Origin of the sequence: Arhodomonas sp. AD133 (assembly GCF_051195215.1) — a bacterium.
Lineage (GTDB): Bacteria > Pseudomonadota > Gammaproteobacteria > Nitrococcales > Nitrococcaceae > Arhodomonas.
On sequence record NZ_JBNAZM010000021.1, the window covers coordinates 40,655 to 64,512 of the forward strand.

General features: G+C 66.3%; 24 protein-coding genes and 1 tRNA gene. 20 read left to right on the forward strand and 5 right to left on the reverse strand.

Annotated elements, in window-relative coordinates; translation table 11 throughout:
* Window positions 1-143: 143 nt before the first annotated feature.
* From ACPEES_RS12965 to lipB, 11 genes are all read left to right on the forward strand, one after another.
* Window positions 144-1,187, forward strand: coding sequence for a rod shape-determining protein (locus tag ACPEES_RS12965; RefSeq protein WP_435103920.1), 1,044 nt, complete (start codon window positions 144-146; stop codon window positions 1,185-1,187).
* A gap of 63 nt (window positions 1,188-1,250) precedes the next feature.
* Window positions 1,251-2,177 carry a rod shape-determining protein MreC gene (mreC, locus tag ACPEES_RS12970; RefSeq protein ID WP_435103921.1) on the forward strand — a complete coding sequence of 309 codons (927 nt, stop codon included), beginning with the start codon at window positions 1,251-1,253 and terminating at the stop codon, window positions 2,175-2,177.
* The gene (mreD, locus tag ACPEES_RS12975) at window positions 2,174-2,662 is read left to right on the forward strand and encodes a rod shape-determining protein MreD (RefSeq protein ID WP_435103922.1); all 489 of its coding nucleotides are present in this window, start codon (window positions 2,174-2,176) and stop codon (window positions 2,660-2,662) included. The genes mreC and mreD overlap by 4 nt, the downstream gene beginning before the upstream one ends.
* Before the next feature lie 5 nt (window positions 2,663-2,667).
* The gene (gene mrdA / locus ACPEES_RS12980; RefSeq protein ID WP_435103923.1) at window positions 2,668-4,542 is read left to right on the forward strand and encodes a penicillin-binding protein 2; all 1,875 of its coding nucleotides are present in this window, start codon (window positions 2,668-2,670) and stop codon (window positions 4,540-4,542) included.
* Window positions 4,535-5,656: a rod shape-determining protein RodA gene (rodA, locus tag ACPEES_RS12985; protein ID WP_435103924.1), complete on the forward strand. Its 1,122-nt coding sequence runs from the start codon at window positions 4,535-4,537 to the stop codon at window positions 5,654-5,656. Before mrdA ends, rodA begins: the two co-directional genes overlap by 8 nt.
* 32 nt (window positions 5,657-5,688) lie before the next feature.
* Window positions 5,689-6,699 carry a lytic murein transglycosylase B gene (mltB, locus tag ACPEES_RS12990; protein WP_435103925.1) on the forward strand — a complete coding sequence of 337 codons (1,011 nt, stop codon included), beginning with the start codon at window positions 5,689-5,691 and terminating at the stop codon, window positions 6,697-6,699.
* Complete coding sequence (locus tag ACPEES_RS12995; RefSeq protein ID WP_435103926.1) at window positions 6,696-7,520, forward strand: septal ring lytic transglycosylase RlpA family protein; 825 nt, start codon at window positions 6,696-6,698, stop codon at window positions 7,518-7,520. Before mltB ends, ACPEES_RS12995 begins: the two co-directional genes overlap by 4 nt.
* A gap of 53 nt (window positions 7,521-7,573) precedes the next feature.
* Complete coding sequence (locus ACPEES_RS13000) at window positions 7,574-8,734, forward strand: D-alanyl-D-alanine carboxypeptidase family protein (protein WP_435103927.1); 1,161 nt, start codon at window positions 7,574-7,576, stop codon at window positions 8,732-8,734.
* Window positions 8,731-9,606: an aminotransferase class IV gene (locus ACPEES_RS13005; protein ID WP_435103928.1), complete on the forward strand. Its 876-nt coding sequence runs from the start codon at window positions 8,731-8,733 to the stop codon at window positions 9,604-9,606. The genes ACPEES_RS13000 and ACPEES_RS13005 overlap by 4 nt, the downstream gene beginning before the upstream one ends.
* Window positions 9,603-9,869: a YbeD family protein gene (locus ACPEES_RS13010; protein ID WP_435103929.1), complete on the forward strand. Its 267-nt coding sequence runs from the start codon at window positions 9,603-9,605 to the stop codon at window positions 9,867-9,869. The genes ACPEES_RS13005 and ACPEES_RS13010 overlap by 4 nt, the downstream gene beginning before the upstream one ends.
* Window positions 9,870-9,949: 80 nt before the next feature.
* Entirely contained in the window at window positions 9,950-10,504 is a 555-nt protein-coding gene (lipB, locus tag ACPEES_RS13015; protein ID WP_435103930.1) for a lipoyl(octanoyl) transferase LipB, read from the forward strand.
* A 79-nt stretch (window positions 10,505-10,583) separates the two neighbouring features.
* Here the strand turns inward: lipB and ACPEES_RS13020 are convergent, their stop codons facing one another.
* Genes ACPEES_RS13020 through ACPEES_RS13030 form a run of 3 tightly spaced genes read right to left on the reverse strand, consistent with a single transcriptional unit; the run spans window position 10,584 to window position 12,441 of the window.
* Window positions 10,584-11,330, reverse strand: coding sequence for a HesA/MoeB/ThiF family protein (locus ACPEES_RS13020; protein ID WP_435103954.1), 747 nt, complete (start codon window positions 11,328-11,330; stop codon window positions 10,584-10,586).
* The gene (prmC, locus tag ACPEES_RS13025; protein ID WP_435103931.1) at window positions 11,327-12,178 is read right to left on the reverse strand and encodes a peptide chain release factor N(5)-glutamine methyltransferase; all 852 of its coding nucleotides are present in this window, start codon (window positions 12,176-12,178) and stop codon (window positions 11,327-11,329) included. The genes ACPEES_RS13020 and prmC overlap by 4 nt, the downstream gene beginning before the upstream one ends.
* On the reverse strand, window positions 12,175-12,441 hold the full coding sequence (locus ACPEES_RS13030) for a Trm112 family protein (RefSeq protein WP_435103932.1): 267 nt from the start codon (window positions 12,439-12,441) through the stop codon (window positions 12,175-12,177). Before ACPEES_RS13030 ends, prmC begins: the two co-directional genes overlap by 4 nt.
* Before the next feature lie 207 nt (window positions 12,442-12,648).
* Between ACPEES_RS13030 and clpX the strand changes: the two genes are divergently transcribed.
* The 3 genes from clpX (at window position 12,649) to dksA (ending at window position 15,951) form a co-directional block, all read left to right on the forward strand.
* A complete protein-coding gene (gene clpX, locus ACPEES_RS13035; RefSeq protein ID WP_435103933.1) occupies window positions 12,649-13,884 on the forward strand; it encodes an ATP-dependent Clp protease ATP-binding subunit ClpX in 1,236 nt (411 codons plus the stop codon).
* A gap of 260 nt (window positions 13,885-14,144) precedes the next feature.
* The gene (locus ACPEES_RS13040) at window positions 14,145-15,215 is read left to right on the forward strand and encodes a 3-deoxy-7-phosphoheptulonate synthase (protein ID WP_435103934.1); all 1,071 of its coding nucleotides are present in this window, start codon (window positions 14,145-14,147) and stop codon (window positions 15,213-15,215) included.
* A gap of 301 nt (window positions 15,216-15,516) precedes the next feature.
* Window positions 15,517-15,951 (forward strand): RNA polymerase-binding protein DksA, encoded by a 435-nt coding sequence (gene dksA / locus ACPEES_RS13045; RefSeq protein ID WP_435103935.1) that lies wholly within the window; start codon window positions 15,517-15,519, stop codon window positions 15,949-15,951.
* A gap of 119 nt (window positions 15,952-16,070) precedes the next feature.
* Here the strand turns inward: dksA and prfA are convergent, their stop codons facing one another.
* On the reverse strand, window positions 16,071-17,162 hold the full coding sequence (prfA, locus tag ACPEES_RS13050) for a peptide chain release factor 1 (RefSeq protein WP_435103936.1): 1,092 nt from the start codon (window positions 17,160-17,162) through the stop codon (window positions 16,071-16,073).
* Entirely contained in the window at window positions 17,159-18,430 is a 1,272-nt protein-coding gene (hemA, locus tag ACPEES_RS13055; RefSeq protein WP_435103937.1) for a glutamyl-tRNA reductase, read from the reverse strand. Before hemA ends, prfA begins: the two co-directional genes overlap by 4 nt.
* A gap of 279 nt (window positions 18,431-18,709) precedes the next feature.
* Between hemA and ACPEES_RS13060 the strand changes: the two genes are divergently transcribed.
* The 6 genes from ACPEES_RS13060 to ACPEES_RS13085 all read left to right on the forward strand — a co-directional run bounded on the left by ACPEES_RS13060 (window position 18,710) and on the right by ACPEES_RS13085 (window position 23,825).
* Complete coding sequence (locus tag ACPEES_RS13060) at window positions 18,710-20,443, forward strand: tetratricopeptide repeat protein (protein WP_435103938.1); 1,734 nt, start codon at window positions 18,710-18,712, stop codon at window positions 20,441-20,443.
* Window positions 20,440-21,033: a lipoprotein insertase outer membrane protein LolB gene (gene lolB / locus ACPEES_RS13065; RefSeq protein ID WP_435103939.1), complete on the forward strand. Its 594-nt coding sequence runs from the start codon at window positions 20,440-20,442 to the stop codon at window positions 21,031-21,033. Before ACPEES_RS13060 ends, lolB begins: the two co-directional genes overlap by 4 nt.
* Window positions 21,030-21,929, forward strand: a complete 900-nt coding sequence (gene ispE, locus ACPEES_RS13070; RefSeq protein WP_435103940.1) for a 4-(cytidine 5'-diphospho)-2-C-methyl-D-erythritol kinase — start codon at window positions 21,030-21,032, stop codon at window positions 21,927-21,929. The genes lolB and ispE overlap by 4 nt, the downstream gene beginning before the upstream one ends.
* Window positions 21,909-21,983, forward strand: a tRNA-Gln gene (locus tag ACPEES_RS13075). The genes ispE and ACPEES_RS13075 overlap by 21 nt, the downstream gene beginning before the upstream one ends.
* A gap of 56 nt (window positions 21,984-22,039) precedes the next feature.
* Window positions 22,040-22,978, forward strand: a complete 939-nt coding sequence (locus ACPEES_RS13080; RefSeq protein WP_435103955.1) for a ribose-phosphate diphosphokinase — start codon at window positions 22,040-22,042, stop codon at window positions 22,976-22,978.
* A 187-nt stretch (window positions 22,979-23,165) separates the two neighbouring features.
* A complete protein-coding gene (locus tag ACPEES_RS13085; protein WP_435103941.1) occupies window positions 23,166-23,825 on the forward strand; it encodes a 50S ribosomal protein L25/general stress protein Ctc in 660 nt (219 codons plus the stop codon).
* Window positions 23,826-23,858: the final 33 nt, after the last annotated feature.

Sequence of the window (23,858 nt, forward strand, 5' to 3'; positions counted from 1 at the left end):
CATCGCCGGCCGACGAGCGGGAATCCGGGGGTGCCCCGCGTGATCGCGTTACAGAGGCCGAAAAGCTAGCACAGAAGCCAGCTTGCCCAAACCCCCACCCGTTGTTAGATTAGCCGCTTTCCTCGACCGGCTGGATTCTCGGGATGTTCAAGGGCATTCGTGGACTTTTCTCCAACGATCTCTCTATCGATCTGGGCACTGCCAATACATTAATCTACTCCCGAGGCCAGGGCATCGTTCTCAACGAGCCATCGGTAGTAGCGATCCGCCAGGATCGTGACGGCGGGCCGCGACACATCGCCGCGGTGGGTCAGGAGGCGAAGCTGATGCTCGGCCGCACGCCGGGCAACATCCGCGCCGTGCGGCCCTTGAAGGACGGTGTCATCGCCGATTTCACCGTCACCGAGAAGATGCTGCAGAACTTCATCAAGAAGGTGCATGAGGCACGCTTTTTCAAGCCGAGCCCGCGTGTGCTGGTGTGCGTTCCCTGCGGCTCGACGCAGGTGGAGCGGCGGGCGATCAAGGAGTCCGCTGCCGGTGCCGGTGCGCGTGAGGTGTTCCTGGTGGAGGAGCCGATGGCGGCGGCCATCGGTGCGAACATGCCGGTGGACGAGGCCCGCGGGTCCATGGTGCTCGATATCGGTGGTGGTACCTCCGAGGTGGCCGTGCTGTCGTTGAACGGCATCGTCTATGCGGCATCGGTGCGTATTGGCGGCGACCGCTTCGATGAGTCAGTCATCAACTACGTCCGCCGGAACTACGGTATCCTCATCGGCGAAGCCACGGCCGAGCGCATCAAGCACGAGATCGGTACCGCGTTCCCGGGCACCGAAGTCCGTGAGCTCGAGGTCAAGGGCCGCAATCTCGCTCAGGGAGTGCCGCGCAGTTTCACCCTGAATTCCAATGAGATCCTGGAGGCTTTGCAGGAGCCGTTGTCCGGGATCGTCGGCGCGGTCAAGACCGCGCTGGAGCAGACCCCCCCGGAGCTCGGTGCCGACGTCGCCGAGCGCGGAATCGTACTGACCGGGGGCGGTGCGCTGCTACGTAACATCGACCGTCTGCTCATGGAGGAGACCGGCCTGCCGGTGGTTATTGGCGATGAACCTCTGACCTGCGTCGCCCGCGGGGGCGGGCGTGCCCTGGAGCTCATGGACGAGCGCGGAACGGACCTGTTCGTCAGCGAATAGCACGGGCGTTCGCCCGGTGACGAACAGGTTGGGGATGATGAGCGGGCCCACAAGGGCACCGTTTTGGCGTTATCCTTTGGCGCAATTGGTCAGACCCCGGGGGAAGCCATCAAACCGCTGTTCGCACGAGGTCCTTCGGTCACCGCCCGATTGGTGCTTCTGGCGCTGGTCTCTCTGGCGCTGATGGTGGTTGACCATCGCCACAATGTGCTGCAGCCGGCACGCTATGCGCTCTCCGCCGTGGTCTATCCCGTCCAGATGGCTGCCGACCTTCCGTCGCAACTCGGCCAGTTCATCTCGCGCGAGTTCCGGGGCCGGCGCGAGCTGCTCGCCGAAATCGAGCGATTGCGGGACCAGAACATGTTCAACCAGGCGCGATTGCTGAAGCTCGATGCCCTGGAAGAGGAAAACATCCGTCTGCGCGAGTTGCTCGATTCGGCCTACGAGGTGGGCGAGGCAGTGCTCATCGCGGAGCTCATGCGTGTCGATCTCGACCCCACGACGCATCTCGTGCGCATTGACAAGGGGGCCACCGACGGATTGTACGCCGGGCAGCCGGTGCTCGATGCCGGCGGCATAGTCGGCCAGGTCAACGAGGTCGGGCCATTCACCGCGACAGTGCGTCTGATCTCCGATCCGAGTCACGCTATTCCGGTTCAGGTCAACCGCAACGGCGTCCGGGCGGTAGCGGTGGGCACCGGTGACCTGTCCTCGCTCACCCTGAAGAACCTGCCGAACAACACCGACATACGTCACGGTGACCTGCTGGTCACCTCCGGACTCGGCGGGCGGTTTCCGCCCGGGTACCCCGTCGGGCGCGTGGCACGTGTGAATACTGACCCCGGGGAGGCCTTCGCCCGCGTGGATGTGCGCCCGGCGGCGGCGTTGAATCGGCTCCAGGAAGTCTTGCTGGTCCGCCGGGACGGTGATGTGCAGCGCTTCGCCGGCGGGGATGCCGCCGAGCCCGAGGTCGAGGCGCCGGGCTCATGAACGCGCCGCGGCGCGGTGGCGGCTGGGTCATCGTCGTGAGCCTCGTGGGGGCGCTGGTCCTGGCGGTGGTGCCTTTGCCCGAATCCGTGGACCTGCTGCGTCCGCCCTGGGCGTTGCTCGTGATCATTTACTGGGTTCTGGCCCTGCCCGAGCGCGTGGGTGTCGGCGTGGCGTGGTGTAGCGGGTTACTCGTGGACGTGCTGCGAAGCACGTTGCTGGGGGCACACGGGTTCGCGTTCGCGCTGGTCGCCTGGCTGACGATGAAACTCCATCAGCGCTTGCGTGTCTTTCCGCTGTGGCAGCAGGCGTTCACCGTATTGCTATTGACGTTGCTGGTGCGCGTGCTGCTGTTCTGGCTCGACGGGATCACCGGGCAGCCCGAGGTAGGGTGGCAGCACTGGCTGCCGGCGCCCACCGCCGCGGTTGTCTGGCCACTGGTCTTCGTTTTCCTCCGGGAAATGCGCCGGCGCTTCAACGTCCGCTGACACGAATGCTCGATCAACAGATAAAGGACCAGGCCGGGGAGTTGCGGCTCGTGCGCTCGCGTCTGGCAGTCAGCCTGCTGTTGGTGATGGCTGCGATGGCGGTTCTCGGGGGGCGGCTGTGGTGGCTGCAGGTCGCCGGCTATCAGCACTACAGCACGCTATCCCAGGAAAACCGCGTCAAGGTGGTGCCGGTCGCGCCCACCCGGGGCCTCATCTACGATCGCAACGGTGTCCTGCTTGCCGAGAACGTGCCCACCTACCGGCTGGTCGTCACGCCGGAGCAGGTCGTTGACATGGAACGCCTGCTCAAGCGCCTGGGGCGTGTCGTCACGCTCCGACCGGTGGATCTGGAGCGGTTTCACCGCCTGCGCCGGCAGCGGCCGGGGTTTCAGGAAATTCCGCTGAAGTTCGACCTCACTGAGGAGGAAGTCGCCAAGCTCGCTGTCGACCGGCACCGGTTCCCCGGCGTGGAGGTGAAGGCGCAGCTCACCCGGCATTACCCGCTTGGGGCAACGGCCGTGCATGCGGTCGGTTATGTCGGCCGCATCAACGAGCGCGAGCTCGAGAAGCTGCCGGCGGCGCAGTATTCCGCCACCAGTCACATCGGCAAGAGTGGCGTCGAGCGTTTCTACGAGGACCGCCTGCATGGCGAGGTGGGCGTCGAGCGTGTGGAGACGAACGCCATGGGGCGGCGCCTGCGTACCCTGGAACGCAGTGCGCCTGCTCCCGGGGAGGATCTCTACCTGAGCCTCGACGTGCGCCTGCAGAAGGTCGCTGAGGCCGCGCTTGGTGCCGAAAGCGGTGCCGTGGTGGCGGTCGATCCGGGGAGTGGCGAGGTGCTTGCTTTCGCGAGCACGCCGACGTTCGATCCCAACCTCTTTGTCAATGGCATTTCACTGGATGAGTATCGGCGGTTGCAGACCGAGCATGACAAGCCGCTGTTCAATCGGGCGCTCCGCGGCCAGTATCCGCCGGGCTCGACGGTCAAGCCGTTCATGGGGTTGGCGGGGCTGGAGACCGGTACCAAGAACGCGGAGGAGACGGTCTATGACCCGGGCTACTATTCACTGCCCGGCGTCGATCATCGCTGGCGTTGCTGGAAGCGCTGGGGGCACGGCGAGGTGGACCTGCACCAGGCGATCGCGCAATCGTGCGATACCTACTTCTACGACCTCGCCTTCAATATGGGCATCGACACCATGCACGATTTCCTGCAGCCGTTCGGCTTCGGTCGCAGGACCGGAATCGACCTGCCCGGCGAAGAGCCGGGCCTGGTCCCGTCGAAGGCATGGAAAAAGCGCACCAAGGGCGAGCCCTGGTACCACGGGGAGACCATCATCGCCGGGATCGGCCAGGGCTACATGCTGTCGACGCCGCTGCAGCTCGCCTATGCCACCGCCATTCTCGCCAATCGCGGCGATGCGGTGCCGCCCCACCTCCTGCGAGCAATCCACGAGCCAGGCAAGACCGGCGTGCGCGCGGCGGCCGCGGACAGCGAGCCATCGATCGGTGTGAGCGACGAGGCTTACTGGGATACCGTGATCGACGCCATGGAAGATGTGGTGCACGGGCGTCGGGGCACAGCGCGGGCGCTCGGCGAGGATGCCGCGTACCGGTTCGCCGGCAAGACCGGAACCGCCCAGGTCTTCGGGATCGGCCAGGAAGAGGAGTACGACGCCGAGGAGCTGGAGAAGCGTCTGCGCGACCATGCCCTTTTCATCGCCTTCGCACCCGCCGAGCAGCCGGAGATAGCGGTTGCGGTGGTGGTGGAGAACGGAGGCAGCGGTGGCGCCACGGCCGGGCCGATTGCGCGGACGGTGATGGACGCCTGGCTGCTCGGGCTACGCGACAGTGCCAGGGGGTATCGCAGCGATGGCTGAGTATCTGCCCGGCAGCCTGCGTCAACTCACACCGCTGCAACGCTATCTGCATCTCGATGGCCCGTTGCTGGGACTGCTCGCCTTGCTCGCCGGCTATGGGCTGGTGGTGCTATACAGCGCATTCGGTGGTGATGTCGACGCCTGGCAGCGTCAGCTCTGGCGCCTGGGGCTCGCTTTCGCCGTGCTCGTGGTGCTGGCTCAGATTCCGCCTTCGGTGCTGCGCCGCTGGACGCCGGTGCTTTATGGCGTCGGGTTGGTCAGCCTGGTCGCCGTACTGTTGGTGGGGGTGAGTGCCGGCGGCGCTCAGCGCTGGCTTCATCTATGGGTGATCAATGTCCAGCCCTCGGAGCTGCTCAAGCTGGCGTTGCCGATGATGGTGGCCTACTACCTCGCCGCGCATGGCATGCCGCCGCGGCTGCCGGCCGTGCTCGTCACGCTGGCGCTCATCGCCGTGCCGGGTGGGTTGATCGCCATGCAACCGGATCTGGGAACCGCGGTCTTGGTGATCGCGGCCGGGGTGTTTGCGCTCTTTCTCGCCGGGCTCGGGTGGCGTTACCTGCTCGGCGGTGGCCTCGCCGCGGCAGCCGGGATGCCGTTGCTGTGGTATTTCGGCATGCACGATTATCAGCGCGAGCGCGTGCTCACTTTCCTCAATCCGGAGCGCGATCCCCTGGGCGCTGGCTATCACATCATCCAGTCGAAGATCGCTATCGGCTCCGGGGGCATGTACGGCAAGGGCTGGCTGGCCGGCACTCAGTCCCATCTGGAGTTTCTGCCCGAGCGCCATACGGATTTCGTTTTCGCGGTGCTTTCCGAAGAATTCGGCTTCTTCGGGGTGTGTGCGTTGCTGGCGTTGTACCTCGCGGTCGTCGCGCGCGGGCTGTGGATCGCCGCATATGCCCAGGATCACTATGGCCGTCTGCTCGCCGGGAGTATTTCGCTCACGTTCTTCGTGTACTTTTTCATCAACATGGGCATGGTGTCCGGTATTCTTCCCGTGGTGGGGTTGCCGCTGCCCCTGATCAGTTACGGTGGTACCTCCATGGTGACCCTGATGGCGGCCTTCGGTATTCTCATGTCCATTCATACCCACCGCCGTCTGTGGTCGTCTTGACCGGGACGGGCACCGGATCTTCAGGGGGGCCGATGATCCGCCGCTATCGCAGCATTCGCCTCGACCGCGCACTGGCGCTGTTGCTCGGGCTCGTTGTCAGCGCCGGCTGCACCGTGCAGGCAGGTAATGAGCCGTCGGTGGCCTTCGAGCGCTTCGCCGAACGCATGGCCGCCGAGCACGGGTTCACCGTCGAGGAAGTCCAGTCGGTGCTCGCCGACAGTCGTCGCCAACAGGACATCATCGATGCCATGGAGCGCCCGGCCGAAGCCTTGCCCTGGCATCGTTATCGCGACATCTTCCTCAAAGAGGACCGTATCGCCGCGGGCGTGGAATTCTGGGCGGAGAACGCGGCGTTGCTCGACCAGGCGAGTGCCGCGTACGGGGTTCCCCCGGAGATTCTCGTGGCGATTGTCGGCGTGGAGACCCGCTATGGCAGCTATATAGGTCGTCACCGGGTGCTCGACGCCCTGCGCACGCTGGCGTTCGATTATCCGCCGCGCAGCGACTTTTTCCGTGGGGAGCTGGAATCGTATCTGCTGCTCACCCGTGAGGAGGGGTTCGATCCCCGTGAGCCGGAGGGGTCGTACGCCGGGGCCATGGGGATGCCGCAGTTCATCCCGAGTAGCTATCGTGCGTACGCAGTGGATTTCAACGATAACGGCCAACGCGATCTCTGGCAGGAGCTGCCGGACGTGCTCGGCAGTGTGGCGAATTACTTCGCCCGGCATGGCTGGCGCTCGGGTGGCGAGGTGGCAGTGGCCGCCGAGGTCATCGGTGATGACTGGCAGCGGTTCGAGACCAACGGCATGAAGCCCGACACCACCGTCGGCGAGCTCGCGGCCGCCGGTGTCCAGCCCGTCCGTGCCCTGCCGTCGGAATCCGCGGCGCGGCTTACGGTACTGGAGGGCGAGAACGGCGACGAGTACTGGGTGACGCTGGATAACTTCTATGTCATCACCCGTTATAATCACAGCCCACTGTACGCGATGGCGGTGCATCAGCTTGCCGATGCCATTGCCACGCGCCGGGAGGCCGGTGCGTGAAGCGTCCGTGGCGGTTGTTGCTCGCGGCCGCTTCATTGTGGCTCGGCGGTTGCGCAAGCTCGCCTCAAGATGGGCCCGGTGACCCCATTGGCGACCCCGGTAGCCTGCCTGACGCGGTGCCGAAGGAGGTTCCCCAAAGCCGCTACGGCAATCCGCCCAGCTATGTGGTCTTCGGTCGACGCTATCGCGTGCTCGATTCCGCCGAGGGTTTTTCCCAGCGGGGTGTCGCCTCCTGGTACGGACGCAAGTTCCACGGCAAGCGCACCTCGAGCGGCGAGCCGTATGACATGTATGCCATGACCGCGGCGCACAAGCGTTTGCCGTTGCCTTCCTGGGTCGAGGTGAAAAATCTCGACAACGGCCGGACCGCGGTGGTCAAGGTCAACGACCGAGGCCCGTTCGCCAAGGGGCGCATCATCGATCTCTCGTATGCCGCCGCGAGCAAGCTCGGCGTGGTGTCCGCCGGGACGGCGCCAGTGGCGATTCGAGTGGTCGACCCGGAGGGCCATGACACGACGCGCAAGCCGCCGTCGCGTCAGCCGGATGCCGAACCGGCGGAACCCGAGGTGCCAGGGACGGTCGATTACTTCGTTCAGGTCGGTGCGTTCAGCAGCCCGGACAACGCCCGCCGCATGGCGTCGAGCCTGCGCGATGCGTCAGTTTCGGCGCCGATTCGCATCGACGCCGGCACCAGCGGCGAGCGCCGCGTCTACCGGGTGCGGCTTGGGCCGCTTACCGACGCGGACGCCGCCGATCGTCTGGGTAGCCGACTCAGAGCCCGGGGGCTCACCGGCGGCCATGTCATCATGGCCGAGGATTGAGCGCCGAGTCGGGCACAACGCCAAAAGTCAGTCGATAACCGCACGTAGGCATCATGCACGGAATCCGTCGTTACTCGCTATTCGTCGTCGCCGTCCTCTCGCTGCTCGCCCACGCCGTGTTCGCGCAGGCGCAGACCCAGCCGATTCCGGTGCCGCAGCCTCCGAGCCTCGGCGCGGAGAGTTACGTGCTCATGGATTACCACAGTGGTCGCCTGCTTGCGCAGGACAATCCCGATTCCAGGCGGGACCCTGCCAGCCTGACCAAACTGATGACCGCCTACGTCGTGTTCAAGGAGCTACAGGCCGGCAACCTGTCGATGGGCGATACCGTGCGTATCAGCGAGAAGGCGTGGCGTGCCCCCGGGTCGCGCATGTTCATCGAGGTGGGTGACGGCGTGAAGGTGGGTGACCTGGTGCGCGGCATGATCATTCAGTCGGGCAACGACGCGAGCATCGCACTCGCCGAGCACGTTGCCGGCACCGAAGAGACCTTCGCCCAGGTAATGAACCAGTACGCGGATGCGCTGGGCATGGACAACACGCACTACACCAACGCTACGGGCCTGACCCACGAGAACCATTACACTACCGCGGAAGATACCGCGATCCTTGCGCGGGCGCTGATCAGCGAGTTCCCGGACTACTACCAGTTCTATTCGCAGAAGTCGTTCACCTGGAACGGTATCGAGCAGAGCAACCGCAACAAGCTGCTATGGCGCGACGAAACCGTGGATGGGCTGAAGACCGGATACACGGAGAGCGCCGGCTACTGCCTCACGAGCTCGGCCGAGCGCGACGGTATGCGGCTGATCGCGGTGGTCATGGGCACGTCGAGCCCCAATGCGCGCATCAACCAGAGCCAGGCATTGCTGAACTACGGCTTCCGTTTCTACGAGACCCACAGGCTCTACGAGGGCGGCAAGGGGCTTACCAATGCCCGTGTCTGGAAAGGATCGGCTGACACGGCGCAGTTGGGCATTCGCCATGATCTCTACGTCACCATTCCCAAGCGACAGTACGAGAAGCTCGAAGCCAGCCTGAGCGTCGATGGCCGGATCACGGCGCCGGTGTCCGGAGGCAAGACGTACGGTCGTGTATTGGTGACTCTCGGTGAGCGGACCGTGGCCGAAGTGCCGCTGGTGGCCCTCAAGGATGTCGCCGAGGGCGGAATCATCAGCCGCATGACCGACGAAGTGCTGCTGTGGTTCGAGTGACGCAGCCAGTTTGCTACCTCGATGGCGAGTGGCTGCCGCTCGACGCTGCTCGCATCTCCCCGCTCGATCGCGGCTTTCTGTTTGGCGACGGTGTCTACGAAGTGATCCCCGCGTATGGCGGTCGGGCCTTTCTGCTGGAGCGCCATCTCCTCCGCCTTGAGAAGGGGCTCGCGGCGATCGGTCTGGAGGCAGCGGCGCGTGAGGATTTCAGGGGCATCGTCCACGGCCTGCTCCACGGCGCGTACCATGACTGCATGGTGTATCTGCAGGTCACGCGTGGCGTGGCTGCCCGCCGGGATCACCGCTTTCCGGATGGGGTGGCGCCGACCGTATTCGCCTATGCGACCGATCTGCCGGGGCCACCAACGAAGGCGAACAGCGGTGTGGAGGCCGTCACCCGGGACGATATCCGGTGGGCGCGTTGCGATGTGAAGTCGATATCCCTGCTCGGCCACGTGCTGTTGAGGCAGGCTGGCGAGGATGCGGGCGCTCAGGAGACTGTGCTCGTTCGCGACGGCGAGGTTACCGAAGCGTCGGCCAGCAACGTCTTCGCGGTAATCGACGACACCGTGGTTACCCCGCCGCCGGGGCCGGCTCTGCTGTCCGGGATTACCCGTGGCCTGGTGCTCGAGCTTGCCCGGGAGGCGGGGCTGCCGGTGGCCGAGCGGCGTGTCGCAGCGGAAGAGCTCGCTCACGTGCAGGAATTGTGGTTGACGAGCGCCACCCGGGAGATACTACCGGTGATCCGGCTTGACGGGCGGGCGGTGGGCGATGGCTGCCCCGGTCCGGTCTGGCAGTGCGTGCGCGAGGCGTTCGACCGCCGCAAGCGGGCATTCGACGTCGGCGCACGCGCGGAGGAGACAGTCCCATGAGTGAATACGACGACAGCCCCATCGAATTTCCCTGCGATTTTCCCATCAAGGCGATGGGGCGTGCGGGGGTCGATTTCGAGGCCACGGTGCGGACGTTGATCGGCGAGTATGCCGATGAGGCCCGGGCCGGCATCAAGATTGCCGAGAGCCGTAATGGGCGGTTCGTGTCCGTGACCGTCACGGTGCGCGCCACCAGCCGCGCGCAGCTCGACGACATATACCGTGCCCTCCACGCGCACGACGATGTGCTGATGACGCTGTGAGCGCAACCGTCGATATCCCTGGTCCGGCGTTGGTTACGCGACGCCTCGGATGCGAGGCCTATGAGCCGGTGTGGCGTCGCATGCAGACGTTCACCGCAGCGCGTGATGCCGCCACCGAGGATGAGCTGTGGCTGGTGGAGCATCCGCCGGTATTCACTCAGGGGCTCAATGGAAAACCCGAACATGTGATTGCGCCGGGGTACATCCCCGTTGTGCCGGTTGATCGGGGTGGGCAGGTGACCTACCACGGTCCGGGGCAGGTGGTGGCCTATCCGATGGTGGACCTGCGCCGCCGCGGTATCGGTGTGCGGCGCATGGTCACCATGCTCGAGCGAAGCGTGATTGCACTCCTCTCCGAGCTCGGTATCGATGCCCATGCGCGAGCTGATGCGCCGGGGGTATACGTGGACGAGGCGAAGATCGCCCAGGTTGGCCTGCGCGTGCGCCGCGGATGCAGCTACCACGGCGTGTCGTTCAACGTGGCCATGGATCTGGAACCATTCGGCCGCATCAACCCTTGTGGGTACGCGGGTCTGCAGGTGACGGACCTGGCGAGCCTCGGCGTCGATCTGCCCCTCGATGCGGCCATGGACCGGCTGGAATCCGCATTTCGTGCTGAACTCGGCGCCCACTAAGGGGGTGGCAAAGGACGCGACGGTTCTATAGAGCCGGCCCGGGCCTTCGTGTTTTGTCGCCCGGTCGTCAGTCGTTTCCTCAACGGTGGCCGCATACCGGGCAGTCGGGATCGCGCGTGAGCCGCAGGGTGCGCCATTGCATGGTCAGGGCGTCCAGGGTCATGAGGCGGGCATCGAGCGGTTCGCCGAGTCCGGCCAGGACCTTGACGGTCTCCACGGCCTGAAGGCTGCCGACGACCCCCGTAAGCGGGCCGAGGACGCCGGTCTCGCTGCAGGTCTCGGCCTCGTCGCCGTCGTCCGGGAAGACGCAGCGGTAGCAGGGTCCGTCCGCACGATCCGCCCGGTAGACAGCGAGCTGCGCCTCCATCCGGATCACCGCCGCCGAGATCAGCGGTCGACCCGCGCCGACACAGGCCCGGTTGACCGCGAACCGTGTCGCGAAGTTGTCGCAGCCGTCGGCGACGGCATCCACGCCGGCCACCAGTGCCGGAAGGTTGCTGTCGTCAAGCGGTGCGGCGACCGTTTCGATCTCGATATCCGGGTTGAGCGCGCGCAGGCGCGTTGCAGCGGCGTCGGTCTTGGCGGTACCGACCGCGTCGGTGTCGTAGATGACCTGACGTTGAAGGTTGGTGAGCTCGACGCGGTCGAAGTCCGCCAGTACCAGCCGGCCAACCCCGGCGGCGGCGAGGTAGAGTGCCGCGGGCGCGCCGAGCCCGCCGAGGCCGACGATCAGCACGCTGCTTTCCAGCAGGCGCTGCTGGCCCTCGTAGTCCAGGCCCTGGAGCATGATCTGGCGGCTGTAGCGCAGGAGCTGTTCGTCGTTCATGCCGACGATTGTAACCATTGCCCACCGGTCGCGCGCTCGCGGCCGGCTAGGTCGAGATGGGTCTGGATTCCGGCGAAGCCGTAGTCGGCGAGAAGTCGCCGAACGGCTCCGCCCTGACGCCAGCCGTGTTCCACAATGAGGTGTCCGCCGGTGGCCAGGTGGCGGCGGGCGTCGGCGGCGATGACGCGGATGTCGGCGAGGCCGGCATCGGCAGCGATCAATGCCCCGCGCGGCTCCCAGGCGGCGTCGTCACGCCACGGCTCCGGTTCGTCCGCGTCAATATAGGGCGGGTTGCTTACGATGAGCTCATAGCGTCTCGTGCCCAGTGGCTCGTACCAGTTGCCTCGGTACACCGTGAGTCTGTCAGCGAGCCCGAGCCGTTGGGCATTCAGGCCGGCTACCGCAGCCGCGCGCTCGTCGTGCTCGACCGCGTCGACCTTTGCCGCCGGCCACTCGTGGGCGAGCGCGGCGGCGATGGCGCCGCTGCCGGTGCCGAGATCGAGGACGTGCCGTGGAAGTCGGGGTAGCGAGAGCGCTGCTTCGACCAGCGTCTCCGTTTCCGGGCGTGGCACCAGGGTATCGGGCGTGACGCGCAGCGTCAGACTCCAGAATTCGCGCTCGCCGGTCAGGTGGGCGATTGGCATGCCCGCGGCGCGGCGTTCGACGAGCGTCCTGTAGCGCTCGCGTGCGGCCTCGCCGGGGGTGTGTTCCGGCCAGGTATGTAGCCAGGTGCGCGAGGCACCGACGGCGTGGGCGAGCAGCACAGCGGCGTCCAGGCGCGGGCTTTCGCTGCCCGCGAGGCATTGGCTGCCCCAGGTCAACAGGGCATCAATGCGCTGTGCGCTCACTTCAGGCCGAGCTCGCGGACGAGAATGCCCCGCTCCTCGAGCATGATGGGGATGCCGTCGTCCACGCGGTACACCCGTTCGCCGCTGGTCGTGACCAGACCTTCCTCCAGGGCGGTTTCCACGGGCGTGTCGTCCATGTGGTGAAGCTCGGCGGCGTCGATCGCTTCGTTGACGCGCTTGAGCTCTTCGCGTCGCAGCGGCCGTACCGGTACCTTCGTGACCGGGCAGCAGAGGACGTCCAGGAGTTTGCGGTCCAGGGGCATGAGGATCCTCCGGGAAGGCATTGCATCGTTCGACCTGATGATATCAGGGGCGGGTGTTCAGGATCACAGATTCGGTGTATTGCGCAATTAGCACACGAGGAACTGGCGTCTGCGCTCAAGAATCCTATAAATGAGGACAGGGGGACGCACGTGTATGGCCGGGCATCTGCCGTCCCCGGAATCAGGGCACAGCGCGGAGGGTTAGCCATGGGTCGCAGGGCACGGGAGAACCGCACCGGCGGCGTTCGTGAGCGGCGCACCATCTGCTCGTTCTGTGGCCGTCCGGAGACGGATACCACCACATTGGTGGCCGCTCCTTCGGCCTCCATCTGCGCCCGTTGCGTCAGTGAGTGCGCCCATATTCTCGAGCGCAGCCCCGACGACGCCGAGCGCCCCGTGCTCGCGGAGCTGCCAACACCGCATGGGATACACGACTTCCTCGACCAGTACGTCATAGGGCAGACGGAGACGAAGCGCAGCCTCGCCGTGGCCGTGTACAACCACTACAAGCGCCTGACGCTGCGGCCCTCGCCCGGCGAGCCCGAGATCCGCAAGAGCAACGTGTTGCTGATCGGCCCCAGTGGTGCGGGCAAGACGCTGCTCGCCGAGACGCTGGCACGGTTTCTCGAGGTGCCGTTCGCGAGCGTGGATGCCACGTCGTTGACCGAGGTCGGTTATGTCGGCGACGACGTGGACGTGATCGCCGAGCGCCTGGTGCAGGCGGCAGGCGGCGATGTCGCCCGCGCCGCGCGCGGTATCGTCTACATCGACGAGATCGACAAGCTTGCCGTGCGCGCCGACAACCCGGTACACGGACGTGATATCTCCGGCGAGGGTGTGCAGCAGGCGTTGCTGCGGCTTCTCGAAGGCGCGCGTGTGCCTGTGCCGGAGGCGCGGCGCAGCCCCCGTGCGCCGGTGCCGGAGCTGGATACGCGCGAGGTGCTTTTCATCTGCGGTGGCGCCTTCGAGGGGTTGGAGACGAACGTTGCGGTTCGCGTGAACGGCGGCGGTATTGGGTTCCGCGCCGAAGTGGCTTCGCCGGAGGTGCCGGTGGGGTTGCTCGGCGAGGCACTCCAGCCCATCGATCTGACGGCCTACGGCTTGATTCCGGAGCTCGTGGGCCGGTTGCCCCTCGCCACCGTGCTCGATCCGTTGGACGAGGCGGTCCTCACGCGAATCCTCACAGAGCCGCGCCATGCTCTGGTGCGCCAGTATCAGGCGCTATTCGCGATGGACGGCTGCCGGCTCGAGTTCACGCCGGAGGCGTTGCGGGTGGTCGCCCGCCAGGCGCTTGCCAGCGGCACCGGCGCCCGGGCGCTACGCGGGGTGCTCGAGCGGGTGCTGCTGGAGCCGATGTTCGCCGCTAGCGCAGGCCGTCTGGACGTCGACGCGGAGGCCGTTCTCGCCGCCTGTCAGTCCGAGCCCAGTCGCCGCGTCGTATAATTACGCGCGTTCGATACACGTAGCGCATCCGGCTGCCGGTACGTTGCGGCGAATCGTTCTGGCGCCGGGGCCGGCGAGCCGGCCCCGGCAACACGCTCACCCGGACCCCGCCGAAGCGGCGTGCCCCGATGAGCGGGTGTCGCTTGCTTTCGCTCGCATGGAAAGTTGCGTGACGTGCACCTAATATGGTGTGTTCCTTGATTCTGCCGTGAGCGAAAGCCGTGGCTACCGACCGACCGAACCGTAGAGACTGCCCTCAAATGACGGAAGCGACTGTCGACAATATCAATGTCCTCGCCCAGGAGCTGCTGCCCACGCCGGCCGAGGTGAAGGCCAGGCTGCCCCTGACCGAGGCGGCCCGCGAGACCGTGCTTCGAGGCCGCCGGAGTGTCGAGAACATCCTGGACGGGACCGACCATCGCCTGCTGCTGGTGGTGGGGCCGTGCTCCATCCACGACGTGGATGCGGCGAAGGACTATGCTTCGCGGCTCAAGGTCCTGCACGACGAGCTCTCGGAGAACCTGTTCATCGTCATGCGGGTGTACTTCGAGAAGCCGCGTACCACCGTGGGCTGGAAGGGGCTTATCAATGACCCTTACATGGACGACTCCTTCCACATCGAGGAGGGGTTGTTCCGGGCGCGCGAGCTGCTGCTGCACCTCGCCGAGATCGGGCTCCCGGCGGCCACCGAGGCGCTGGATCCCACGACTCCGCAGTATCTCGACGATCTCATCACCTGGACGGCGATCGGCGCACGCACCACCGAGTCCCAGACGCACCGTGAGATGGCGAGCGGGCTGTCCACTGCCGTGGGGTTCAAGAACGGTACTGACGGCAGCCTGGATGTCGCCATTAATGCACTGCGCTCGGCCTCGAGCCCGCACAGTTTTCTCGGCATCGACCAGCAGGGGCGCTCGGCAGTGATCCGTACCCGCGGCAACCGCTACGGGCACGTGGTGTTGCGCGGTGGCAAGCAGCCGAACTATGACTCGGTGAGTATCGCGCTGTGCGAGAAAGACCTCCGTGAGGCGGGTCTGCGCACACAGCTCGTCGTCGACTGCAGTCACTCGAACTCCAACAAGGATCCGGGGCTTCAGCCGTTGGTGCTCGAGAATCTGGTCAACCAGATCCTGGAAGGCAACCGCTCGATCATGGGCGCGATGATCGAGAGCAACATCGGCTGGGGCAACCAGAAGCTCGAGGGCGATCCCGAAGCGCTCGAGTATGGTGTCTCGATCACCGATCCGTGCATCGACTGGCCGACCACCGAGACGGTGCTTAGCGATGCCGGGGCACGCCTGGGGGAAGCGCTACGCAAGCGGATCGCCTGAACCCTGGGGGCATCCGGGGGACACCTGGTGCCGCGCGTCGTCGTGAGCCGACAGACGGTGTTGCGAGGGGCGTGCCCGCACCGGCGCTTGACGGTGGTTCGCCCGGTGCGGAACTCCCGGGAGCGGTGATGGTCTCTCGGGGTTGACGCGAACAAAGCGGCGAGGGTAATCATGACCGGAGCTTTGCATGCTTCTTTCGACAGAGCGTGCGGGAGCGGCGGCCGCAGGCCGTCGCAAGCAGGACCTGGCGGCGCGGGGGCGTTGGCAGACCGCGGGTTCCGCCTGACTGGAGGAGTCGAATATGCCTGACAAACAGAACACGCTGCCGGTTCGGGGTATCGAGCCTTACCAGCCCGCGGACGGCGAGGAGTACATGAGCGATGCTCAGCTCGAGCACTTCGATAAGCTCCTCAACGCCTGGAAGCGCCAGTTGCAGGAAGAGGTCGAGCGCACCGTCAGTCACATGCGTGACGATGCGAACAACTATGCGGACCCTGCCGATCGGGCGACCCAGGAGGAAGAGTTCGCACTGGAGCTTCGCACGCGCGACCGTGAGCGGAAGCTGATCCGCAAGATCGACCAGACGCTGGAGCGCATCCGCAAGGATGACTACGGCTTCTGCGATCAGTGTGGGGTGGAAATCGGGTTGCGTCGCCTCGAGGCCCGGCCCACCGCGACGCTCTGCGTCGACTGCAAGACCCTGGAAGAGATCCGGGAGAAGCAGCGCGTGGCCTAGGACGTGTGGCCGCGCATAAGCATTGGCGACGAGTGGTAACGGCCGGGGGAAACGGATAGGCCCCCGGCCGTTTTGCGTTGGAGCTGCTGGGGCAGGGATGAGGTTCCGGCCAGCGCCGCTTATTGATCTTCCGCGGCCATGGCGGCGAGCTGGTCCGCCTGGTGTTCGTTAACCAGAGGCCCCACGACCTGATCGAGCGCGCCGCCCATGACCTCGCCGAGTTTGTAGAGGGTGAGGTTGATCCGGTGGTCGGTCACGCGCCCCTGGGGGAAGTTGTACGTACGGATGCGCTCGGAGCGGTCGCCGCTGCCGACGAGCTGGCGTCGCGTCTGGGTCTGCTCGGCGGCCTGCGCCTCCCGCTCGCGGGCCATGATTTTCGCTTGCAGTAGCCCCAATGCCTTCGCACGGTTCTTGTGCTGGGAGCGCTCGTCCTGGCATTCCACGACGATGCCCGTGGGCATGTGCGTCATGCGCACGGCGGAGTCGGTCTTGTTCACGTGCTGGCCACCGGCCCCGGAAGCGCGGAAGGTGTCGACCTTGAGCTCGTTCGGGTTGATTTCCACGTCCTCGAGCTCGTCGGCTTCCGGCAGCACCGCAACGGTGCACGCCGAGGTGTGGATGCGCCCCTGGGATTCAGTCTCCGGGACGCGTTGCACCCGGTGAGCGCCGGATTCGAACTTGAGTCGGGAGTACACGCCCTCGCCGCTGACGCGGGCGATGAGCTCCTTGTAACCGCCGTGCTCGCCCGGACTCTCCGAGATGATCTCGACCCGCCAGCCCTGAGTCTCGGCGTAGCGCGAGTACATCCGGAAAAGGTCGCCGGCGAACAGGGCGGCCTCATCGCCGCCGGTGCCCGCGCGGATCTCTAGGAAGACATCCTTGTCGTCGTTGGGGTCGCGGGGGAGCATGAGCACCTCGAGCTCGTCCTCCAGCTCGGAGAGCCGGGCCTCGGCTGCCGCGATCTCCTCGTCGGCCATCGCGCGCATTTCCGGGTCGTCCTCCGACTGCATTTCGCGGCCCGCGGCCAGGTCGGATTCAGCCTGGCGATAGGCTGCCAGCGCCTTCACCAACGGGGCGAGCTGGGCATATTCCCGGGAGAGGCTGGAGAAACGCTTCTGATCGCCGATGACTTCCGGGTCAGCGAGCAGGGCTTCGATCTCTTCGTGGCGCTCGCCGAGCTGGTCGAGCTTGCGTCGCAGACTATCCTTCACGATGAACTGCCTTCGTCGTCTAGCCCCAGCACCCGCAGACCGGCGGCGAGCTCTGCGGCGTCGCCCTGGCGGGCGGCCTCGCGCAGGCCGACGGAGGGCGCATGCAGGAACTTGTTGGTGAGCATGTGCGCCAGGTACTCGAGGACCGCGTCCGGGTCGTCACCCCGGCGCAGGCGCCGGCGCGCGCGGGCGAGTACCGCCTCCCGCTCCTGGTGGGCGCGTCGGCGCAGATCGCGGATCGCCTCGACGGCATCGAGTCCGCGTACCCACTCCATGAAGCGGTCGGTTTGCTGATCGATAATCGTACGCGCCTGATCGGCAGCGGCCTGGCGGGAGCGCAGATTGTCCTCGATGACCTCGCGCAGGTCATCGACGGTATAGAGGTAGACGTCCCGAAGGTCACCGACCTCGGGCTCGATGTCACGGGGAACGGCGATGTCGACCATGAACACCGGACGGTGGCGGCGGCGCTTTAGAGCGCGTTCCACGCTGCCTTTGCCCAGAATGGGTAACGTTGCCGCGGTTGAGGCGACGACGATATCCGTGTCGGTCAGGCGGTCGGGAATATCGCCCAGGCTCAGGGGTTCGCCGCCATGCTCCGCGACCAGCTGGCGTGCGCGCTCGATGCTGCGGTTGGCGATCAGCAGGCGATCGACGCCCTGCTCGCGCAGGTGACGGGCTGTAAGGTCAATGGTTTCGCCGGCGCCGATGAGCAGGGCGGTCAGCGGGCTGAGGTCGCCGAAGATCTGTCGCGCCAGGCTCACGGCGGCGAAGGCCACCGAGACCGGATGGCTGCCCACGTCGGTGTCGGTGCGTACCTGTTTCGCCACGGAAAAGGCGTGCTGGAACAGCCGGTCCAGGGTCTGGCCGACGACCCCGGCTTCGCTTGCAGTCTGCCACGCACTTTTGGCCTGGCCGAGAATCTGTGGCTCGCCGAGTACCAGGGAATCCAGGCCTGCGGCGACGGTCAGTAGATGAGAGACGGCGCTCGCGCCGCGCTGGTAGTAGACATACTTGCCGAGCCAGCCGGCCTCCAGACCGTGGGCGCGCTCGAGCCAATGCTGCAAGTGTTCCTGGTCGGCCTCAGGGTCCAGCACTGTGTAGAGCTCGGTACGATTGCAGGTGGACAGCAGCACTGCCTCGGCGATGCCTGGTTGGGCCGTCAGCTCGCGCAACGCACCGGGTACGCGCTCGGGTGCGAACACGACCCGCTCGCGAACGTCCACAGGCGCGCTTTTGTGGCTGAGACCGAGGGTGACGACAGGCATGCGTTACCGGGCGGAATAAGAAATCCGAATTGTAGAGCACTGCGGCGTGTAGACAAAGCGCGTAGCGAGCGCCAAGGCCAGAGGTTCGGGTTCCGGGAGGAACCGCACACGTGATTTGCAGGCGGTGTCGACGCTTGCGGAGGCTGATCGGCCGCCACCACGTTGGCAGGCTCTCAACCTGGAACTTGCTGCTTTGCACGTGCAACGCGTTCGCCCCATGGCTCTGTCCCGTCCGTCCGCCGTAAGATGGAGAGGGTCACCGGGCGCGGAGGCCCGGCCATGAACAGCGAGGAACGCATGCGACGCTACAGTATTCTACTCGCCCTGGTGGCGGTGATCGCCGGTTGCGCGACCCGGCCTGCCGACGAGCCCGCCGAGCCGGCGAGTGCCGAAACGTCTGGCGCGGTGGATTTCGACAGCGACCACGACCGTCTGCTCTACCAGCTACTGGTCGGCGAGTTCGCCGGTAACCGTGGGGCGTTCGAACGTGCCGCGGACGCCTATGTGGATGCCGCCGGTCTGTCGCAGGATCCGAGCGTTGCCGCACGTGCGGCGCGTGTCGCCCTGTACGCGGACCGTCTGGACCTCGCCAAGGTGGCCGCGGATCGTTGGCTCGCGCTTGCGCCACAGGCCCGCGAGGCGAGCCGGGTGCTGGCGTTGATCGCGCTGCGCGAGGGTGACGCTGTGGCTGCTGCCGAGCAGTTCGTGCGGGTGATTCCCGCAGCCGATGGCGGCCGGGCCCAGGTCTTTCGCCAGATCGGCGCCGAGCTGGCCCAGCAGGCCGACGCCGAGACAGCACTCGCGGTGGCCGAGTCATTGGCCGGGCGTTTCCCCGGGGAGGCGGCGGCACAGTTCGCCCTGGGCAAGGTCGCGTTGCAGACCGGTTATTTCGAGGAAGCCCTCGCTGCGGCGGAGGATGCCCTTGCTCTGAGGCCGGACTGGCGGGCCGCGGCGCTCCTGGAGGTCGAGGCGCTTCAGCGTCTCGGGCGCATCGGCGAGGCCAACGACCGGCTCGCACGTATGGTCGCGGCCTCCCCGGGGGACAACGAGCTGCGCTATGAGTACGCGCGCTTACTGGCGATGGCCGGCGATACCGGTAAAGCACTCGCGCAGTTCCGCCAGTTGCTGAGGAATCAGCCGGATGACCCGCGGACCCTGCTGACCGGCTCGCTGCTCGCCATGCGTGGAGGGGAGCACGACCAGGCACGTAGCTGGCTGATGCGGCTGCTCGCGTTGGAGGCGCGCACGGACGCAGCGCATTACTACCTGGCGCGGCTGGCGACCGACGAGGGGCGTTACGAACAGGCGCTCGAGCACTATGAGCTTGCCGGTGGCGATTACCGTACCGACGCCAGCCTCGGCGTTGCCCGGGTGATGGCCGCGCAGGGGCGTATCGACGAGGCACGCCGGCGACTGCAGGCGCTGCGTGCGGAGGATGCCGGCGCGGCAGTGCCCGCTTATGTCACCGAGGCGGAGGTGCTGCGCGGTGCCGGACGGATCAAGGACAGTCTCGCGGTATTGGGGCAGGCGCTGTCGGAGTTTCCCGAGAACACGGAACTGCTCTATGCCCGGGCAATGACCCGGGTTGCCAGCGGTGTCGTGGACGCGGCGATCGCCGACCTGGAGGCCATCGTCGAGCGCGAACCCGACAACGCGGTCGCCCTCAACGCCCTCGGCTATACCCTCGCCGACGAGGGGCGGCAGCTCGAGCGCGCTGCCCGCCTGGTGCGCCGGGCCTACGCCCTGTCACCGGACAGTGCCGCGGTGGTGGACAGCATGGGGTGGGTGGCGTACCGCCAGGGCCGCCTCGCCGAGGCGCGTGACTACCTGGAGCGCGCCTACCGCCTCTCCCCGGGCGCCGAGATCGCCGCCCACTTCGGCGAAGTGCTATGGCAGCTGGGGGAGCGCGAACAGGCCCGGGAGATCTGGACGGAAGCATTGCAGCGGCAGCCCGGCCACGATGTGCTCCATGACACCGTGAATCGGCTCACCGACGGTGAATTGCTCCCATGAAGCGGCTCCTGGTTGTCTTGTCCGTGGTGATCCTGGCGGGTTGCACGGTGGCGCCGCCGCGCCCGAGCGACGGCGGCCGATCTGTCGAGCTCGCGCAGTGGCAGGTGCCGTCGGCGCCGAGAAAGTGGTCGCTGGACGGGCGGGCTGCCATTCGTGTCGGTGATGATGGCGGCACCATGAGCGTGCGCTGGCGCGCTGACGGCGGTGACTACCGGTTGGACATGAGCGGCGCATTGGGTGCGGGCGCGGTGCGCCTGGAAGGTGACGACGCCGGTGTGACGTTGCGTACCCGCGACGGTCGCCGGGCCAGGGCATCGTCGGCGCGGGCGCTGCTGCGCCGGGAGACCGGCTACGATCTGCCAGTGGCTTATCTGCGTTGGTGGGTGCGCGGGTTGCCGGCTCCGGGGGTCGATGGCGAGGTGCGGCTCAACGGCGACGAGCATGCCAGTGAGCTTCGCCAGGCTGGCTGGACGGTCACCTACGGTAAGTATCGTTCGGTTGGGCGGTATCGATTACCCGCGCGGCTTTCGGTGGAGGGCGACGGCGTGAGTGTGCGTCTGGCCGTTCGTCGCTGGGAGGTCGATGTGTGAACGTGTCCCGAGGCTGGCCGGCGCCGGCCAAGCTCAACCGTTTCCTGCACGTGGTCGGACGGCGGGAGAACGGCTACCACGAGCTCGAAACCCTGTTCCAGTTCCTGGACCACGGGGATCGGCTGGACTTCGAGGTCACCGCCGATGGCAACGTCACGCGAACCGGCGGTCAGCCGGGGGTCGCCGCGGAACGGGATCTGGTGGTCCGTGCCGCCCGCGCGTTGCAGGCGGCCACCGGCGAGCGCCGTGGCGCGCGTATCCACATCGAGAAGCGGTTACCCGCCGGCGGTGGGCTGGGGGGGGGCAGCTCGGATGCGGCTACCACCCTGGTGGCGCTCAACGCATTGTGGGGAGCCGGTCTGGGCGAGGCGCACCTGGCCGACATCGCCCTGGCCCTGGGAGCGGATGTGCCCGTGTTCGTGTACGGGCACGCGGCCTGGGCCGAGGGGGTGGGCGAGCAGTTGACACCGGTTGATCCCGATGAGCCATGGTTTCTGGTGGTGGATCCGGGTGCGTCCGTCGGAACCGCCGAAGTCTTCGGTGCGCCGAAATTGACACGTAACACCCCGCGTATCAGAATACCGCGCCTTGAAACGGGGTCGCTCCGCAATGATTGCGAGCCCGTGGTCCGTGCCCTATATCCGGAAGTGGGCCGGGCGCTTGACTGGCTGGGTCGTTTCGGCGACGCTCGGCTGACCGGCACCGGCGGATGCTTGTTCGCGGCCTTCCCGGATCGCGCACAGGCGGATGCGGTCCGTTCCCGGCTGCCTGCGCCCTGGCGCGGATTTGTGGCACGCGGGCTGAATGGCTCTCCGCTTCGCCAGCGGCTGAGTGCCTGGCAAGCGCAAGAGGCGTGCGGGGCGACCGAAGACAACTGGGGCGTCGCCAAGCGGTAAGGCACGGGGTTTTGATCCCCGCATTCGCAGGTTCGAATCCTGCCGCCCCAGCCATTTTTCACCTCGCCGCCGCAACCGACAGGTAAGCCGCCGTGATCGAAAACGGACGCATGATGGTGTTCGCGGGCAATGCGAACCCGCAGCTCGCCCAGGCAATCGCCGCTCACCTCAAGACCCGTCTCGGCAACGCACTGGTCTCCCGCTTCAGCGACGGCGAGGTTCAGGTGGAGATCAACGAGCACGTCCGTGGCCGCGACGTGTTCATCGTGCAGCCCACCTGCGCGCCCACCAACGACAACCTGATGGAGCTGCTGGTGATCGCCGATGCGCTGCGCCGTTCGTCGGCGGCACGCATCACGGCGGTGATCCCGTACTACGGCTATGCGCGCCAGGATCGTCGCCCGCGCTCCCAGCGCGTGCCCATCAGCGCCAAGCTGGCCGCGGACATGATCTCTGCGGCGGGTATCAATCGCGTGATCACGGTGGATCTCCACGCCGACCAGATCCAGGGCTTCTTCAACGTCCCTGTGGATAACGTCTACGCCTCGCCCGTGCTGCTCGGCGATATCTGGCGCCAGGTTCACCCCAACAAGATCGTGGTCTCGCCGGACGTCGGCGGTGTGGTTCGTGCCCGGGCCATTGCCAAGCGGCTCGACGATGCGGATCTGGCCATCATCGACAAGCGCCGCCCCCGGGCGAACGAGTCCAAGGTCATGAACATCATCGGTGATGTGCGGGACAAAACCTGCATCATCGCCGACGACATCGTCGATACCGCCGGTACGCTGTGCGAGGCGGCGAAGGCGCTCAAGGACAAGGGCGCGGGCAAGGTGGTCGCCTATATCACCCATGCGGTGCTCTCCGGCCCGGCCATCGAGCGCATCAGTGAGTCGCACCTCGACGAACTGGTGGTCACCGACAGCATTCCGCTGTCCGAAGCCGGCGAGGCCTGCGGCAAGATCCGCCCGCTCACCCTCGCCGAGATGCTCGCCGAAACCATGCGCCGCGTGAACAACGACGAGTCGGTGAGCGAGTTGTTCGTCGACTAGAGTTTCTGGTTTCGAGTTCGCTGGTTTCAGGTTGCACGTGGTGGTGCACCGCGCAGCGCGGAACATGAAACCCGTGACGCGATACCCGTAACGGCCCGCGTGAGCGGGACCCATAGACCGAACCTGGTCGCGGGGGAGGTCGCCGTCCGTGAGGGCGGTTCATCCAGCAAGCAGGAGTCAACCAACCATGAGTAGTGTCGAACTCAAGCTCGACGCGAGCGTTCGCACGGAGCAGGGCAGAGGTGCGAGCCGCCGCCTGCGCCGTGAGAAGAAGCTGCCGGGCATCGTCTACGGTGCCGACAAGGAGCCCGTGGCCATCACGGTGGGTGAGGAACAGGTCCTGCGCCTGATGCGCGAGGAGGCCTTCTTCTCTCAGATCATCGATCTCAACGTGGATGGCAAGACCGAGCAGGTCATTCTCAAGGATCTCCAGCGCCACCCCTTCAAGCCGCTGGTGAGTCACATGGACCTGCTGCGCGTGCGTGCGAACGAGAAGCTTCGCACCAGCGTGCCCGTACATTTCCTCAACGAGGAGACCGCCAAGGGCGTGAAGGCCGGTGGCGTGGTGCACCATGATCTCATCGAGGTCGAGGTGGAGTGCTTCCCGCGCGATTTGCCCGAGTACATCGAGGTGGACATCGCCGATCTGGACGTGGATGGCTCCCTGCATCTCTCCGAGATCGCCGCGCCGAAGAACGTCGTCTTCTCGCAGTTCAGCGAGGAATCGGAGCAGGATCCGGTCGTGGTGAGCATCCACGCGCCACGCAAGGCTGTGGAGGAAGAGGCCGAGGCCGGTGAGGAGGCCGCCGGAGGCGGGGCCGAAGCCGAAGGGGGCGGCGAGGAGTAATCCTCGCGTCCGCCACGCACGGGAGGGCGGCCG

What these genes read in the sequence shown, in the direction of transcription:
- mltB (WP_435103925.1), top strand. Translation starts at nt 5,689, where the DNA reads ATGATCCGCCGCTATCGCAGCATTCGCCTCGACCGCGCACTGGCGCTG.
- mrdA (WP_435103923.1), top strand. Translation starts at nt 2,668, where the DNA reads ATGCTCGATCAACAGATAAAGGACCAGGCCGGGGAGTTGCGGCTCGTG.
- clpX (WP_435103933.1), top strand. Translation starts at nt 12,649, where the DNA reads ATGGGTCGCAGGGCACGGGAGAACCGCACCGGCGGCGTTCGTGAGCGG.
- hemA (WP_435103937.1), bottom strand. Translation starts at nt 18,430, where the DNA reads ATGCCTGTCGTCACCCTCGGTCTCAGCCACAAAAGCGCGCCTGTGGAC.
- ACPEES_RS13010 (WP_435103929.1), top strand. Translation starts at nt 9,603, where the DNA reads ATGAGTGAATACGACGACAGCCCCATCGAATTTCCCTGCGATTTTCCC.
- mreD (WP_435103922.1), top strand. Translation starts at nt 2,174, where the DNA reads ATGAACGCGCCGCGGCGCGGTGGCGGCTGGGTCATCGTCGTGAGCCTC.
- ACPEES_RS13000 (WP_435103927.1), top strand. Translation starts at nt 7,574, where the DNA reads ATGCACGGAATCCGTCGTTACTCGCTATTCGTCGTCGCCGTCCTCTCG.
- ACPEES_RS13085 (WP_435103941.1), top strand. Translation starts at nt 23,166, where the DNA reads ATGAGTAGTGTCGAACTCAAGCTCGACGCGAGCGTTCGCACGGAGCAG.
- ACPEES_RS12965 (WP_435103920.1), top strand. Translation starts at nt 144, where the DNA reads ATGTTCAAGGGCATTCGTGGACTTTTCTCCAACGATCTCTCTATCGAT.
- ACPEES_RS13040 (WP_435103934.1), top strand. Translation starts at nt 14,145, where the DNA reads ATGACGGAAGCGACTGTCGACAATATCAATGTCCTCGCCCAGGAGCTG.
- ACPEES_RS13060 (WP_435103938.1), top strand. Translation starts at nt 18,710, where the DNA reads ATGAACAGCGAGGAACGCATGCGACGCTACAGTATTCTACTCGCCCTG.
- lipB (WP_435103930.1), top strand. Translation starts at nt 9,950, where the DNA reads ATGCAGACGTTCACCGCAGCGCGTGATGCCGCCACCGAGGATGAGCTG.
- ACPEES_RS13020 (WP_435103954.1), bottom strand. Translation starts at nt 11,330, where the DNA reads ATGAACGACGAACAGCTCCTGCGCTACAGCCGCCAGATCATGCTCCAG.
- rodA (WP_435103924.1), top strand. Translation starts at nt 4,535, where the DNA reads ATGGCTGAGTATCTGCCCGGCAGCCTGCGTCAACTCACACCGCTGCAA.
- dksA (WP_435103935.1), top strand. Translation starts at nt 15,517, where the DNA reads ATGCCTGACAAACAGAACACGCTGCCGGTTCGGGGTATCGAGCCTTAC.
- ACPEES_RS13030 (WP_435103932.1), bottom strand. Translation starts at nt 12,441, where the DNA reads ATGCCCCTGGACCGCAAACTCCTGGACGTCCTCTGCTGCCCGGTCACG.
- lolB (WP_435103939.1), top strand. Translation starts at nt 20,440, where the DNA reads ATGAAGCGGCTCCTGGTTGTCTTGTCCGTGGTGATCCTGGCGGGTTGC.
- ACPEES_RS13080 (WP_435103955.1), top strand. Translation starts at nt 22,040, where the DNA reads ATGATGGTGTTCGCGGGCAATGCGAACCCGCAGCTCGCCCAGGCAATC.